The organism is Azospirillum sp., assembly GCF_050789165.1.
On record NZ_JBOZRT010000058.1, the window covers coordinates 106,579 to 120,680 of the forward strand.

Sequence of the window (14,102 nt, forward strand, 5' to 3'; positions counted from 1 at the left end):
TAGGGTCTTTCGACGTGTGCCGGCGCCATTCGGCGGTCGGCCGCGCAGGATGGATCTACACGGCGGAGCCGAACGGCCAGAACGGCCGCGGGCCCCGTCACTCGCAGGGCCCGCCGCCGGCAGAGGGTGCGCGGGCCCTTTTTTGGGTGGGGCCTACTCGTCGTCGTCGGGGATGACGAACTGCACGCCAAACCAGCGCCAGCGCCCCTCCGGGGTGGGCAGGGTGCAGTTGACGCGGGCGCGTCCGGGCGGGAAGGGGTCGGATATCCGGACCTCGACGCGGTCCTCGATGCGCTCCAGCCGGGTGCGGCCCTGGCCGGCGGCGAAGCAGGCGAGGCGCGACAGGTCGCCCACCTCGCCCGACACGGTGAAGCCCAGCGGCGGCGGGTTGACGGTCAGCAGCGGGTCGTCCGGCGTCAGGTCCGACACCGGCAGCGGCAGCGCGTTGGCGGCCAAGCGGAAGCGGTCGACGCTGCCGTAGGACTCGTTCATCACGAAGCGCGGCAGGGCGCGCAGGTCGGCGCGCGGGTACAGCACGCCCGACTGCTGGCCGAAGGCGGCGGTGAAGCCCTGCTCGGCGGCCAGTTCCTGCAGGGCGCGCGAGAACTCCCCCTCGGGGTAGGCGAACAGCGCCGGCGCGCGGCCCAGCTCCGCCTTCAGGCGGTCGGCCATGCGGCGCAGCTCGGCGCGGGCCTCCTCGGGCGTGCTCTCGACCAGCGTTTCCGTCGTGGCGCCGAGGCCGCCGATGGTCACCCCGGCGGCCTGCAGCTGGCGCAGCTCGGCCCAGGTCATGTGGGTGCCGGCGTTGCGGTCGACCGGGTCGGTGGCGACGAACAGCGTGAAGGGAAGGTTCGCCGCGCGCAGCCGCGGCCACGCCTGCGTGTAGAAGGAGCGCGTCGCGTCGTCCACGGTGATGGCGACGGCGCGGTCGGGCAGCGGCTTGCCGGTCTTCAGCGCGTCGAGGATGGTCGGCAGCGGCAGCACGGCGTAGCCGCCGGTGGTCAGCTCGTCGAGGTGCGCCTCGAACTGGTCGATGCGGATGCTGCTGCCGGGGGACTGGTCCTCGCCGAAGCGGTTGTAGGCGAACACCACGGCGCTGGGCGCGCTTGGCGCACTGGCCTCCGCCGCCACGGCACGGCCGGCCGGCGGGGCGATCAGGGCCCAGACGGCGAGGGCTGCGGTGAAGGCGGCGCGGCGGAACGTCATGGTCGCTGCAATGAACCGGGCGGCGGCCGCAAGGCCGGCCTACCGCGGTGGTGTGGCACAACCGGGTGGGGGCGAACAAGCCCGCTCCCCGTCCCGCCCGCGCAGTGTGGCGACCTGATGCGCGAATGCAACAGTGTTGCGGTCGAGCGGGCGCGTTATGGTGGAGCGGTTGGGAAACGGGGACGATGGACGTATGAGGGTTCTGGGTCTGGACACCGCCACGTCGGGCTGCTCCGCGGCGCTGTGGGACGATGGGCGCATCACCGCGCGCCGGGCCGAGCCGATGGCGCGCGGCCAGGCGGAAGCGCTGGTGCCGATGGTCGACGCCGTGCTGGCGGACGCAGGGGTGGGCTTCGCCGACCTCGATCGCATCGCCGTGACCGTGGGGCCGGGGGCGTTCACCGGCCTGCGCATCTCGCTGGCGGCGGCGCGCGGGTTCGCGCTGGCGGCCGGGCTGCCGGTGGTCGGGCTGACCACCTTCGAAGCCCTGGTGCACGCCGTGCCGGAGGCGGAGCGGCGCGGCCGCACCGTGCTGGCCGTCGTCGACTCACGCCGGGCCGAGCCGTTCCTGCAACTCTTTGCGGACGACCTGACGCCGCTGGGCGAGCCGGCGCTGCTGCTGCCGGACGCGGTGCCGGGCTGGCTGCCGGCCGGGCCGCTGCTGGTGGTCGGCGACGGCGTGCCGCTGCTGCGCCCGGTGCTGGAGGGGCGCGAGGGCACCGCCTTCGCCGCCGAGCCGGGCCTGCCCGATGCGGCGGTGGTGGCCGCGCTGGGCGCGCAGCGGGCCGAGGGGCTGCCGCCGCAGCCGCTCTACCTGCGCTCGCCCGACGTCACGCTGCCGAAGGGCGCGGCGTGAGCGGCGTGCCCGACGATACTTCCAGCATCCAGCCGGCCGGCGTGCTGGAGGGGCGGGTGCTGGCCGCTGTCCAGCAGCTGTGCTTTCCCGACGACCGCTGGGAGGCCGACTTCGTCGAGACGCTGCTCGGCCAGCCCGGCAGCTTCGGCCTGCTGGCGGTGGACGAGGCCGGCGCGCCCGTCGGCTGCGCGCTGGCCCGCGTCGTCGGCGAGGACGCCGAGATCCTGACCATCGGCGTGCTGCCGCAGGCGCGGCGGAGCGGGCTGGGCCGCCGTCTGGTGCGGGCGGTGTGCGGCGAGGCGGAGCGGCGCGGCGCCACCGCGCTGTTCCTGGAAGTCGCCGAAGACAACGACGCCGCGCGCATGCTGTACGCGCAGAGCGGCTTTGCCCAGGTGGGCCGGCGCCCCGCGTACTACATACGCCGGGAGGGACGCGTGGCTGCACTCGTCCTGCGCCGTTCGTTTCCAAATTGAAATTAACGTTTCCGCACCCAAAGGCGGTGCGGCCCGCTTGGATCCTCTCGGTTTTCGGGTTCCACCGCAAGCACTGCGTGACCGAGTTCGGCCAGAGAACGCGGCACATTCTCCAAGGGTTCACCAGCGTTCAGACGGACTTCGAGGGTTTCGCCCGCCGCCATGCGCTCGACCAATATCTTGGTGCGCACGAAGGTTAACGGACAGACCTCGGTCGTGATGTCCAGGAAGTAATTGGCGGTCTTTGGTTCCTGCACCGGTTCCTCTTTACGTAAAAGATCGGATATTGCACAGCGCAGCGAACCTCTTTATATGGGAGGAGAACGCCAAGCCGTGGAGCAAGCTTACATGAGCAATGGATCCCCTTCCAACGCGCTGTTGTCTCTGACGACGGAGATCGTGGCCGCACACGTCTCTAACAATTCCGTGGCCGTCGCCGATCTTCCGGTGTTGATCGAACAGGTCTACAAGTCCCTGTCGAACGTCGGGACCGATCCCGTGCCCGTGGAGGAGCGTCCGCAGCCGGCCGTGCCGATCAAGAAGTCGGTCACGCCGGATTACATTGTGTGTCTGGAAGACGGCAAAAAGCTGAAGATGCTGAAGCGCCATCTGAAGACCGCGTACAACATGACGCCGGAAGAGTATCGGGACCGCTGGGGCCTGCCCGCCGACTACCCGATGGTCGCTCCGAACTACGCCCGCCAGCGCAGCTCGCTGGCCAAGCAGATCGGCCTCGGCACCCGCGCCCGCCGCAGCGTCGCCTGAGGCGTTTTTCCGCTCCTGTCGTCCGGGTGCCCTCGCGGTGCCCGGTGCCAGCCGGCCCGTCCGCGGCGCGCCGCCGGTGCGCGTTCCGTCGCGTCTGCGTGAAGGGCCGGTTTCTCCCGCCGATACTCAGCGGTTGACCATAAGGCGCCGCTTCATGGTATGCCTGTGGGCGGGGGCGTCCGGCCGAGGGCCGGGGGCGCTCCCGTCCCTTTGGCTGTCCCCTTGGCGAACGGCGCGATCCCACCATGTCTGACCACAGCACGGACCAGGGCACCGAGGACGGCTCGAACGAGCTGCGCATGGGCTCGCTCGAGGTCCGGCTGGCCGAGTCGACGGCCGAGATCGAGGCCGCGCAGGCGCTGCGCTACCGCGTCTTCTACGAGGAGATGGCCGCCGTGCCGTCCGAGGAGATGGCGGCGCGCCGGCGCGACTTCGACGAGTTCGACGCGCTGTGCGACCATCTGCTGGTCATCGACCACGCCCGCGGCACGGGGCCGGAGAAGGTGGTCGGCACCTACCGCCTGATCCGCCGCCCGGCCGCCGAGAAGGCCGGCCGCTTCTATTCCAGCGCCGAATACGACATCACGCCCTTCATCAACTACCCGGGGCAGGTGCTGGAACTGGGACGCTCCTGCGTCGATGCGGCGTACCGCACGCGCGGTTCGATGCAGCTGCTGTGGCGCGGCATCGCCGCCTACGTCTTCCACCACGACATCGAGATCATGTTCGGCTGCGCCAGCCTGCCGGGCACCGACCCGCAGGCGCTGGCCGAGCCGCTGTCCTACCTGCACTACCACCATCTGGCGCCGCCCGAACTGCGCCCGGTGGCGCTGCCGGGGCTGCGCGTCGACATGGCGCTGATGCCGCGGGACCAGATCAACGTGAAGCGCGCGCTGGTCGAGCTGCCGCCGCTCATCAAGGGCTACCTGCGCCTGGGCGGCTACGTCGGCGAGGGCGCGGTGATCGACCACCAGTTCAACACCACGGACGTCAGCATCGTGGTGAAGACCGACCTGATCACCGACAAGTACTTCAAGCACTACGAGCGGCGCAGCCGCGACGCGCAGATCGCCTGACCGCGGTACGGGGCGCCACGCCATGACATCGCCGGTGCCCGGGGCCCTCCGCCTGATCGCCTATGTGGCCTGGACGCTGCTGCTGGTCCCGGCGCAGGCGCTGGCGGTGGCGTTGCGCCTGCCGGTGCGCTTCGCCATTCCGCGCGTCTACCACGCCGTCTGCGCCCGCATCGTCGGCATCGACATCGTGGTGCGCGGCGAGCCGGCCGGGCCGGGGCCGGTGCTGGTGGTGTCCAACCACTCCTCCTACCTCGACATCACGGTGCTGGGCGCGCTGATCCGCGGCTCCTTCGTCGCCAAGAGCGAGGTGGCGGGCTGGCCGGGGTTCGGCTTCCTGGCCAAGCTGCAGCAGACCGTGTTCATCGAGCGCAAGGCACGCAGCACCACGGCGCGCCAGCGCGACGACCTGAAGGCACGGCTGGAGGCCGGCGACACGCTGATCCTGTTCCCCGAGGGGACGTCGAGCGACGGCAACCGCACGCTGCCGTTCAAGACGGCCCTGTTCGCGGTGGCCGGCACCCGCATCGACGGCCGCGCGGTGACGGTGCAGCCGGTGAGCGTGACGGCGACGCGGCTCGACGGGTTGCCGATGGGCTTCGCCTTCCGGCCGTTCTACGCGTGGTACGGCGACATGGACCTTGCTCCGCACCTCTGGCAGGCGTTCTGCGCCGGGCGGATGGAGGTGGTGGTGGAGTTCCACGAGCCCGTCACCCTGGACGCCTTCTCCAGCCGCAAGGCGCTGGCCGAGCACTGCCACCGGGCGGTGGCGCACGGCGTGGAGCGCGCGGTGCGCGGGCGGGATGATCGCCCTCTCCCGTCCCGGGAGGGGGTGGCGCCGGAGGCGCCGGGTGAGGGGACCTTCGGGGGAGCGGAAGCGGGCGCTGTGCAGGACCCCCTCACCCCAACCCTCTCCCCGGAGGGGAGAGGGAGTTAGCGGTCGTTGACTCGCTTCTCCGCCCTTGCGATACCATATGTCCCTAGGACGCGCGCCGCGGTGATCCCGGCGCGCTTTTCGCTATTTCCGCGGAAGGGGCGCGTTGAGTAAGAAGCTCTTCATCAAGACCTGGGGCTGCCAGATGAACGTGTACGATTCCGCCCGGATGGCGGACGTGCTGGCCCCCCTCGGGTACACGCCGTCGGACGAAGCGGACGGCGCCGACATGGTGATCCTCAACACCTGCCACATCCGCGAGAAGGCCGCCGAGAAGGTGTTCTCGGAACTCGGCCGGCTGCGCCACCTGAAGGACGAGAAGGCCCGCGCCGGCGACAAGATGGTGCTCGCCGTGGCCGGCTGCGTCGCGCAGGCGGAGGGCGAGGAGATCGTCGCCCGCGCGCCGTTCGTCGACATCGTCTTCGGTCCCCAGACCTACCACACCCTGCCGGAGATGGTGGCCAAGGCGCACCGCGCCGCCGGTGCGGTGCTCAACACCGACTTCCCGGCGGAGTCCAAGTTCGACCACCTGCCGGAGGACTCGGGCGGGCAGGGGGTGTCCGCCTTCCTGGCGGTGCAGGAGGGCTGCGACAAGTTCTGCACCTTCTGCGTGGTGCCCTACACCCGCGGCGCCGAGTTCTCGCGCCCGGCCTTCCAGGTGCTCGCCGAGGCGAAGCGCATGGTCGCCAACGGGACGCGCGAGATCAACCTGCTGGGCCAGAACGTCAATGCCTACCACGGCGAGGCCGCCGACGGCTCGACGTGGTCGCTGGCGCGGCTGATCCGCGAGCTGGCGGACATCGACGGGCTGGCGCGCATCCGCTACACCACCTCGCACCCGCGCGACTTGGCTGACGACCTGATCCGGGCGCACGCCGAGGTGCCGCAGTTGATGCCCTACCTGCACCTGCCGGTGCAGGCCGGGTCCGACCGCATCCTGGCGGCGATGAACCGCAAGCACACCGCCGACCACTACCGCGCCATCGTCGACAAGCTGCGCGCGGCGAACCCGGACTTGGCGCTGTCCGGCGACTTCATCGTCGGCTTCCCCGGGGAGAGCGACGCGGATTTCGCCGAGACGCTGCGGCTGGTCAACGACGTGACGTACGCCCAGGCGTATTCCTTCAAGTACAGCCCGCGCCCCGGCACCCCGGCCTCGACCGAGGCGAAGCAGGTGCCGGAGGACGTCAAGAGCGAGCGCCTCGCCGCGCTCCAGCAGCTCATCGACGCGCAGCAGGTGGCCTTCAACGCCGGCTTCGTCGGCCGTACCGTACCGGTGCTGTTCGACCGGCCGGGCAAGCGGCCGGGCCAGCTCATGGGCCGCAGCCCGCACATGCAGTCGGTGTACGTGCAGGCGCCGGAGCGTCTCGTCGGCACCATCGCCGACGTCCGCATCGAGGCGGCGCACGCCAACAGCCTTGCCGGTACGGTCGAGACGGGAGTGTACGTCTCGCGTACGGGCCACTCCGCAGAGGTATCCGCTTGAACGGTACGCCCGACCACCGCGTGGATTTGCGTTTTGAGGACAACCGGCTGCTGCCGCTGCTCTACGGCCAGCACGACGAGCATCTGGCGCGGGTCGAGCGCCAGCTCGGCGTGTCGCTGATCTCGCGCGGCAACCAGCTCACCGTCTCCGGCCCGGCCGAGGCGGCGGAGGCCGCGGAATCGGCGCTGAAGGCGCTGTACGAGCGGCTGCGCAACGGCCTGGAGGTCGGCCCCGGCGAGGTCGACGCCGCCATCCGCATGGCCACCGTGCCGGAGGATGCGGAGGCGCGCGGGCAGGCGCTGGCGTCCATGGTGCGGCCCGAGGTGCAGGTGCGCACGCGGCGTCGCGGCGCCATCACGCCGCGCTCGCCCATGCAGGCGACCTACCTGCAGGCGCTGGCCGAGAGCGAGATGGTGTTCGGGCTGGGCCCGGCGGGCACCGGCAAGACCTATCTGGCCGTCGCGCAGGCGGTGGCGATGATGATTTCCGGCCAGGTCGACCGCATCGTGCTGTCGCGCCCGGCGGTGGAGGCCGGCGAGCGGCTGGGCTTCCTGCCCGGCGACCTCAAGGAGAAGGTGGATCCTTACCTGCGTCCGCTCTACGACGCGCTGCACGACATGCTGCCGGCCGAGCAGGTGAAGAAGCGCATCGAGTCGGGCGAGATCGAGATCGCGCCGCTCGCCTTCATGCGCGGCCGCACGCTGGGCAACGCGTTCGTCATCCTGGACGAGGCGCAGAACACCACGCCCATGCAGATGAAGATGTTCCTGACCCGCCTGGGCGAGGGCGGGCGCATGGTCATCACCGGCGACGTCACGCAGATCGACCTGCCCAGCGGCACCAAGTCCGGCCTGCGCGAGGCGCTGGAGATCCTCAGGGGCGTGGAGGGCGTACGCTTCGTCACCTTCAGCCACGCCGACGTGGTGCGCCACCCGCTGGTCAGCCGCATCATCCAGGCCTACGACCGCGCCGAGGCCGCCGCCAAGACGCGCGGCAACGGGGGGAGCCGGCCGTGAGTGACGTGATCCAGGTGGACATCAGCCTCACCCGCGAGGCCGGCGACTGGCCCGAAGACGCCGAGTGGCTGGCCGAGCGTGCCGCGCTCGCCGCGCTGAACGCCGTGTGGGACCCGGCGGACGGGCCGGCCGAGCTGTCGGTGGTGCTGGCCGACGATGCGCTGGTGCAGACGCTGAACCGCGACTACCGCGGCAAGGACAAGCCGACCAACGTGCTGTCCTTCGCGCTGACCGAGGCCGACACCCCGGACGCCGAGGACGCGCCGATCATGCTGGGCGACGTGGTGCTGGCCTGGGAAACCCTGGTGCGGGAATCCGCCGAGCAGGGAAAAACTCTATCGAATCACCTATGCCACCTCGTGGTGCATGGCGTTCTCCATCTGCTCGGGTATGATCACGAGGTGGACGCCGAAGCCGAGGAGATGGAAGGGTTGGAGGTCGAGGTGCTGGCTACGCTCGGCGTGCCGGACCCCTACGCGACCAATTCGCCCTCCGGAGCCTCATAGATGGCCGCCTTCCGACAACAGCCAACGACAGGACGATGACCGACACTTCCGACAGTCGAATGCCCCGTGACGACGGGGCCGACGACCAACATTCGCTGGGCCACCTGTTCCGCGGGTGGCTGCGCTCCGCGATCCGGGGCCGCGGCGACAACACGCTCCGCGACACCATCGAGGAGCTGATCGAGGACGACGACGAGGGCGAAAGCTCCATGGGTGCCGGCGAGCGCACGCTGCTCGCCAACATCCTGAAGCTCCGCGACCGCACCGTGGTCGATGTGATGGTGCCCCGCGCCGACATCGTCGGCATCGACGTGGACACCCCGCTCCCCGCCCTCATCCATCGCATGTCCGAGGAGGCGCACTCCCGCCTGCCGGTGTACCGCGAGACGCTCGACGACGTCGTCGGCATGGTGCACATCAAGGACGTGCTGGCCTGCGTCGCCAGCCAGAAGGCGATGGAGCTGAAGGACATCGTGCGCGACGTCTCCATCGTCGCCCCCTCCATGCCGGTGCTGGACCTGCTGCTGCAGATGCGCCAGACGCGCCAGCACATGGCGCTGGTGGTGGACGAGTTCGGCGGCATCGACGGCCTCGTCACCATCGAGGACCTCGTCGAGGAGATCGTCGGCGAGATCGAGGACGAGCACGACGAGGCGGCGCAGCCGCGTCTGGTCGAGCGTCCGGACGGCTCGCTGATCGCCGACGCCCGCATCTCCATCGAGGATTTCGAGGCCCGCGTCGGCCCCGTGCTGACCGAGGAGGAGCGCGAGGACATCGACACGCTGGGCGGCCTGGTGGTGTCGCTGGCCGGGCGGGTGCCGGGGCGGGGGGAACTGCTCAAGCACCCCTCCGGCCTGGAGTTCGAGATCGTCGAGGCGGACCCGCGGCGCATCAAGCGCCTGCGCGTGCGCAACATGCCCGCCAACATCAACGAACTGGCGGCGACCGGCTGATCGCGGCACCGACACTGTTCGCCGGCAACGGTCGCTAGTCAAAACAAAGGCCCGGGTTCGTCCCGGGCCTTTGTTCTTCCTGATCATGAAGAATTACTAATGAAATAGCGATGCTGTTGACATTTACCGCGCACTCGCCTCAATAACCGGCCATTCGTTATCTAAGAAAAAACAACGCGAGGGTGGGAGTTGCCCGTGGTCGCCGCTGGGACGCAGCGGCGGAAAGGAGATCCTGTGTCCGACGCCCTCGCCGATTCCAACCTCGATCCCGCCACCCTCATGGAGATCATCCGGACGCAGACGGCCATCGCCGGCTTCGGGCTCGATCTCGGCGGCGTCATGGGCTTCGTCTCGGAGCGCGTGCAGGCGCTGACCGGCGCCACCGGCGCCATGGTCGAGCTGGCCGAGGGCGACGAGATGGTCTACCGCGCCGCCTCCGGCATGGCCGGCGCGCAGCTCGGGCTGCGGCTGAAGCGCGCCGGCAGCCTGTCCGGCCTGTGCGTCGAGCAGGGCACCATCCTGCGCTGCGACGATTCCGACACCGACGCGCGGGTCGACCGCGAGGCCTGCCGCCGGGTGGGCCTGCGCTCCATGGTGGTGGCGCCGCTGATCCACAACGGGATGGCCGTCGGCGCGCTGAAGATCGCCTCGCCGGTGCCGGCCGCCTTCACCGACCGCGACATCCGCGTGCTGGAGCTGATGGGCGGGCTGATCGCCGCGGCGATGTTCAACGCCGTGCAGCATGAAACCAGCGAGCTCTACCACCGCGCCACGCACGACGCGCTGACCGGGCTGGCCAACCGGGCGCTGTTCTACGACCGCCTGCGGCAGAACCTGGCGCTCGCCGTGCGGCAGTCCTCGCTGATCGGCATCCTCAACGTCGACATGGACGGCCTGAAGGCGATCAACGACCAGCACGGCCACCGCGCCGGCGACGCCGCCATCCGCGAGGCGGCGGCGCGCATCCGCGCCACGCTGCGGCAGTCGGACACCGCCGCGCGGCTGGGCGGCGACGAGTTCGGCGTCATCCTCTACGACGTGCAGGACCGCGGCAGCGCCGCCTGCAAGGCCGAGCGCATCGCCGCGGAGATCCGCCAGCCCTTCGCCTTCGAGGACCGCACGCTGCCGCTCGACGCCAGCGTCGGCGTGGCGGTGTTCCCGGATGACGGCCACGAGATGGACGCCCTGATCGAGAAGGCCGACCAGTCCATGTACGCGGTCAAGCGCACCCGGAAGGGAAGCCGGGACGCATAGTCGCCAAAATTCGCGTGTTCCCTCACGGTCGCCCGCCTATCTAACGGCGGGAGACCGCGAAGGACCGCCGACCGTGCACGTTGCCGACACCATCCCCGCCGACCGCCTGACCATCCGCACCGCCGGCCGTTTGGCGGCGCTCGCTGGCTGGCGCCGCTACGCCGCGTCGGCGTTGCTTGGCGCGCTGGCCACGTTCGCGCTGCCGCCGGGCTATGCGGTGCCGCTGCTGCTGATCGCGTTTCCCGGACTGCTGTGGCTGCTGGAGGGGGCGGCGACCAGGAGGCAGGCGTTCGCCGTCGGCTGGTGGTTCGGCTTCGGCCACCACCTCTTCGGCCTGTATTGGGTGAGCTTCGCGCTGTTCACCGACATCAAACAGTTCTGGTGGGCGCTGCCGCTGTCGGCGGCCGGGCTGCCGGTCTTGCTGGCGATGTTCACCGGGCTGGCGATGCTGGTGCTGTGGCTGCTGCCGCTCCGCGGCCTGGCGCGGGCGCTGGGCTTCGCCGTGGTGTGGGCGGCGTTCGAGTGGCTGCGCGGGCATATCTTCACCGGCTTCCCGTGGAACCTCGTCGGCTACGCCTGGGTCGGCTGGCTGCCGGTGCTGCAGAGCGTTTCCCTCCTGGGCATCTACGGGCTGAGCCTGCTGACCGTGCTGGTGGCGGCGCTGCCGGCCGCCTTCGCCGATCCGGCGGAGCCGCCGCGCCGCGTCGGGGCGGCGTTCGCCGTGGGGCTGCTGCTGTTCGCCGGGATCGGCGGCTGGGGCGCGCTGCGCCTCGCCGGTGCGCCCACCGAAAACGTCCCCGGCGTGCGGCTGCGCCTCGTCCAGTCGGGGGTCGAGCAGCGCTACAAGTGGCAGCCGGAGGAGCGCCTGAAGGTCTTCGAGACGCACCTCGAGCTGTCCGCTTCGCCGGCGCGGGAGCCGGTGACGCACCTGATCTGGCCGGAAACCGCCATCCCCTTTTTCATCGAGGCGGATGCGGCCAACCGCAGCGCGCTGGCCGCGGTGACGCCGCCCGGCGGCATGACGCTGACCGGGGCGCCCCGCGCGGTGCGGCAGGCGGACGGAGAAGTGCGCTATTACAACAGCCTGCTCGCCATCGACGGCTCCGGCGCGGTGCGCGGCAGCTTCGACAAGGCGCACCTCGTGCCCTTCGGCGAGTACACGCCGCTGCGCCAGTACCTGCCGTTCGGCGCCATGCTCGGTGGGCCGGAGTTCTCGGCCGGGCCGGGGCCGCGCACGCTGCACCTTGCCGGCCTGCCGCCGGTCAGCCCGCTGATCTGCTACGAGGCGATCTTCCCCGACGCGGTGACCGACCCGGCCGACCGGCCGCAGTGGCTGCTCAATCTCACCAACGACGCGTGGTACGGGCAGACGGCGGGGCCGCACCAGCACTTCGCCATCACCCAGGTGCGCGCCGTGGAGGAGGGCATGCCGCTGGTGCGCAGCGCGCAGACCGGCATCTCCGGCGTCGTGGATTCCTACGGGCGGGTGACGGCGGAGCTGCCGCTCGGCGTGCGCGGCGTGCTCGACGCGGCGCTGCCCAAGGCGCTGCCGGATCCCACGCCGTACGGGCGCTTCGGCGACTGGATCTTCGGGGTACTGCTCCTGGCGGCGGCCGCGCTGACGCTGGCTGCTCGTCGTAGCCGCTAGCGGAACTATCTCTCCACTCAACCCACACGCAGGTCGAATGTCCGGGAGACACACTTGACCGCATACGTGGATATGACATACAACAGTACTCACACGTTATCGGGGAATTTAGGATGCAAACAGCAGCGCGCGGGCGTCGTGGAAACGCGGGTCGCCCCAAGACCGGGAAGCCGAACCCCATCGATGTACACGTCGGCTCCCGTGTTCGGCTGCGCCGCACGCTTCTGGGCATGAGCCAGGAGAAGCTCGGCGAAGCCATCGGCCTCACCTTCCAGCAGGTGCAGAAGTACGAGCGCGGCGCCAACCGCATCGGCGCCTCGCGCCTGTTCGACCTCAGCCGGGTGCTCGACGTGCCGGTGTCGTTCTTCTTCGACGACATGCCGGCGGGCGTCGATTTCACCGACGACGAGGAGCCGATGCACGCCGCCGAGGACAAGCCCACGGGCGGCTACGAGCCGGACCCCATGGCCAAGCGCGAGACGCTGGAACTGGTGCGCGCCTACTACCGCATCAACGACTCCTCGGTGCGCAAGCGGCTGTTCGAGTTGACCAAGGCGGTGGCCAACGCCGGCAGCTTCGAGGCGGCCGAGTAATCCGTTTCGCCAGGGACGAGAGTCAGAGTGCGGGGGCGTGACTCGGTCACGCCCCCGCTTTCGCTTTACCACGACTCGCGGTCATATCAGACGGGAAGGTCGCTTGACCCGATCGTAAAATGTTGTCAAATACCGCAACCGATCGGTTAACCGTTGATCCGGGATCAGAACAGGTTCAGCGCGGCCCCGATCTCCAGTTCGCCCCTGTAAAACAGCCGAGGTTGCCGTGGCCAAGCAGAACTACGTCTTCACCAGCGAGTCCGTGTCAGAAGGCCATCCGGACAAGGTCGCCGACCGGATCTCCGACGCCATCGTCGACCTCTACCTGTCGCACGACCCGTACGCCCGCGTGGCGGTGGAGACGCTGACCACCACCAACCAGGTGGTGCTGGCCGGCGAGGTGCGCGGGCCCGAGGCGATCACCCCGGACATGCTGGTCCAGGTTGCCCGCCACGCGGTCAAGGACATCGGCTACGAGCAGGACGGCTTCCACTGGGACAAGATGGACGTCAAGTGCCTCGTCCACTCGCAGTCCGCCGACATCGCCATGGGCGTGGACGCCGCCGGCGACAAGGACGAGGGCGCGGGCGACCAGGGCATCATGTTCGGCTACGCCTGCAACGAGACCCCGGCGCTGATGCCGGCGCCGATCTACTACGCGCACGCCATCCTCAAGTCGATGGCCGAGGCCCGCCACTCGGGCGCCGCCATCGAGTTCGGCCCCGACGCCAAGAGCCAGGTGACGCTGCAGTACGTGAACGGCCGGCCGGTGCGCGCCACCTCGGTGGTGGTCTCGACCCAGCACGGCGAGGCGTTCTCCCAGGCCGACATCCGCGAGATCGTCCGCCCGCACGTGCTCAACGTGCTGCCGGAGGGCTGGATGTGTGAGGAGCCGTCGTTCTACGTGAACCCGACCGGGCGCTTCGTGATCGGCGGGCCGGACGGCGACGCCGGGCTGACCGGGCGCAAGATCATCGTGGACACCTACGGGGGTGCTGCGCCGCACGGCGGCGGCGCGTTCTCGGGCAAGGACCCGACCAAGGTGGACCGCTCGGCCGCGTACGCGGCGCGCTATCTGGCGAAGAACGTCGTGGCCGCCGGTCTGGCCGACCGGTGCACGATCCAGCTGAGCTACGCGATCGGCGTGTCGAAGCCGCTGTCGGTGTACATCGACACCGCGGGCACCGGGAAGGTCGATGAGGACCGTCTGTCGGACGTGCTGCAGCAGCTGGTGAACCTGAGCCCGCGCGGCATCCGCACGCACCTGGGCCTGAACAAGCCGATCTACGCGCGCACCGCGGCCTACGGCCACTTCGGCCGCGAGCCGGACGCCGACGGC

15 protein-coding genes are annotated in these 14,102 nt (G+C 70.2%); 13 read left to right on the forward strand and 2 right to left on the reverse strand.

Annotated elements, in window-relative coordinates:
• Positions 1-153: 153 nt before the first annotated feature.
• The gene (locus ACRWK7_RS14005; RefSeq protein ID WP_431856854.1) at positions 154-1,206 is read right to left on the reverse strand and encodes a polysaccharide deacetylase family protein; all 1,053 of its coding nucleotides are present in this window, start codon (positions 1,204-1,206) and stop codon (positions 154-156) included.
• Between the two features lie 193 nt (positions 1,207-1,399).
• Here ACRWK7_RS14005 and tsaB point away from each other — a divergent pair, with 193 nt between their 5' ends.
• Both tsaB and ACRWK7_RS14015 read left to right on the forward strand, forming a co-directional pair.
• Entirely contained in the window at positions 1,400-2,062 is a 663-nt protein-coding gene (gene tsaB, locus ACRWK7_RS14010; protein ID WP_431856855.1) for a tRNA (adenosine(37)-N6)-threonylcarbamoyltransferase complex dimerization subunit type 1 TsaB, read from the forward strand.
• A complete protein-coding gene (locus tag ACRWK7_RS14015) occupies positions 2,059-2,535 on the forward strand; it encodes a GNAT family N-acetyltransferase (protein ID WP_431856856.1) in 477 nt (158 codons plus the stop codon). The genes tsaB and ACRWK7_RS14015 overlap by 4 nt, the downstream gene beginning before the upstream one ends.
• Before the next feature lie 2 nt (positions 2,536-2,537).
• Here ACRWK7_RS14015 and ACRWK7_RS14020 read toward each other — a convergent pair whose 3' ends face one another.
• The gene (locus ACRWK7_RS14020) at positions 2,538-2,792 is read right to left on the reverse strand and encodes a sulfurtransferase TusA family protein (RefSeq protein ID WP_431856857.1); all 255 of its coding nucleotides are present in this window, start codon (positions 2,790-2,792) and stop codon (positions 2,538-2,540) included.
• A 91-nt stretch (positions 2,793-2,883) separates the two neighbouring features.
• Here ACRWK7_RS14020 and ACRWK7_RS14025 point away from each other — a divergent pair, with 91 nt between their 5' ends.
• From ACRWK7_RS14025 to metK, 11 genes are all read left to right on the forward strand, one after another.
• A complete protein-coding gene (locus ACRWK7_RS14025; protein ID WP_431856858.1) occupies positions 2,884-3,300 on the forward strand; it encodes a MucR family transcriptional regulator in 417 nt (138 codons plus the stop codon).
• A gap of 245 nt (positions 3,301-3,545) precedes the next feature.
• Entirely contained in the window at positions 3,546-4,376 is an 831-nt protein-coding gene (locus tag ACRWK7_RS14030) for a GNAT family N-acetyltransferase (protein WP_431856859.1), read from the forward strand.
• Positions 4,377-4,410: 34 nt separating this feature from the next.
• Positions 4,411-5,310 (forward strand): lysophospholipid acyltransferase family protein, encoded by a 900-nt coding sequence (locus tag ACRWK7_RS14035; RefSeq protein ID WP_431856860.1) that lies wholly within the window; start codon positions 4,411-4,413, stop codon positions 5,308-5,310.
• Positions 5,311-5,413: 103 nt separating this feature from the next.
• Positions 5,414-6,793: a tRNA (N6-isopentenyl adenosine(37)-C2)-methylthiotransferase MiaB gene (gene miaB, locus ACRWK7_RS14040; RefSeq protein ID WP_431856861.1), complete on the forward strand. Its 1,380-nt coding sequence runs from the start codon at positions 5,414-5,416 to the stop codon at positions 6,791-6,793.
• A gap of 20 nt (positions 6,794-6,813) precedes the next feature.
• Positions 6,814-7,809 carry a PhoH family protein gene (locus tag ACRWK7_RS14045; RefSeq protein ID WP_431856862.1) on the forward strand — a complete coding sequence of 332 codons (996 nt, stop codon included), beginning with the start codon at positions 6,814-6,816 and terminating at the stop codon, positions 7,807-7,809.
• Between the two features lie 5 nt (positions 7,810-7,814).
• Entirely contained in the window at positions 7,815-8,315 is a 501-nt protein-coding gene (gene ybeY, locus ACRWK7_RS14050) for an rRNA maturation RNase YbeY (protein ID WP_431856875.1), read from the forward strand.
• A gap of 35 nt (positions 8,316-8,350) precedes the next feature.
• Complete coding sequence (locus tag ACRWK7_RS14055) at positions 8,351-9,268, forward strand: hemolysin family protein (RefSeq protein ID WP_431856863.1); 918 nt, start codon at positions 8,351-8,353, stop codon at positions 9,266-9,268.
• Between the two features lie 234 nt (positions 9,269-9,502).
• Positions 9,503-10,522: a diguanylate cyclase domain-containing protein gene (locus ACRWK7_RS14060; RefSeq protein WP_431856864.1), complete on the forward strand. Its 1,020-nt coding sequence runs from the start codon at positions 9,503-9,505 to the stop codon at positions 10,520-10,522.
• Positions 10,523-10,595: 73 nt separating this feature from the next.
• Positions 10,596-12,170 (forward strand): apolipoprotein N-acyltransferase, encoded by a 1,575-nt coding sequence (gene lnt / locus ACRWK7_RS14065; RefSeq protein ID WP_431856865.1) that lies wholly within the window; start codon positions 10,596-10,598, stop codon positions 12,168-12,170.
• Positions 12,171-12,283: 113 nt separating this feature from the next.
• The gene (locus ACRWK7_RS14070; protein WP_431856866.1) at positions 12,284-12,763 is read left to right on the forward strand and encodes a helix-turn-helix domain-containing protein; all 480 of its coding nucleotides are present in this window, start codon (positions 12,284-12,286) and stop codon (positions 12,761-12,763) included.
• Between the two features lie 226 nt (positions 12,764-12,989).
• A partial coding sequence (metK, locus tag ACRWK7_RS14075) for a methionine adenosyltransferase (RefSeq protein WP_431856867.1) occupies positions 12,990-14,102 on the forward strand: 1,113 nt, incomplete at its 3' end.

Coding starts and splice junctions, on each gene's coding strand:
- ACRWK7_RS14005 (WP_431856854.1), bottom strand. CDS start 1,206: ATGACGTTCCGCCGCGCCGCCTTCACCGCAGCCCTCGCCGTCTGGGCC.
- tsaB (WP_431856855.1), top strand. CDS start 1,400: ATGAGGGTTCTGGGTCTGGACACCGCCACGTCGGGCTGCTCCGCGGCG.
- ACRWK7_RS14025 (WP_431856858.1), top strand. CDS start 2,884: ATGAGCAATGGATCCCCTTCCAACGCGCTGTTGTCTCTGACGACGGAG.
- ACRWK7_RS14030 (WP_431856859.1), top strand. CDS start 3,546: ATGTCTGACCACAGCACGGACCAGGGCACCGAGGACGGCTCGAACGAG.
- ACRWK7_RS14055 (WP_431856863.1), top strand. CDS start 8,351: ATGACCGACACTTCCGACAGTCGAATGCCCCGTGACGACGGGGCCGAC.
- ACRWK7_RS14070 (WP_431856866.1), top strand. CDS start 12,284: ATGCAAACAGCAGCGCGCGGGCGTCGTGGAAACGCGGGTCGCCCCAAG.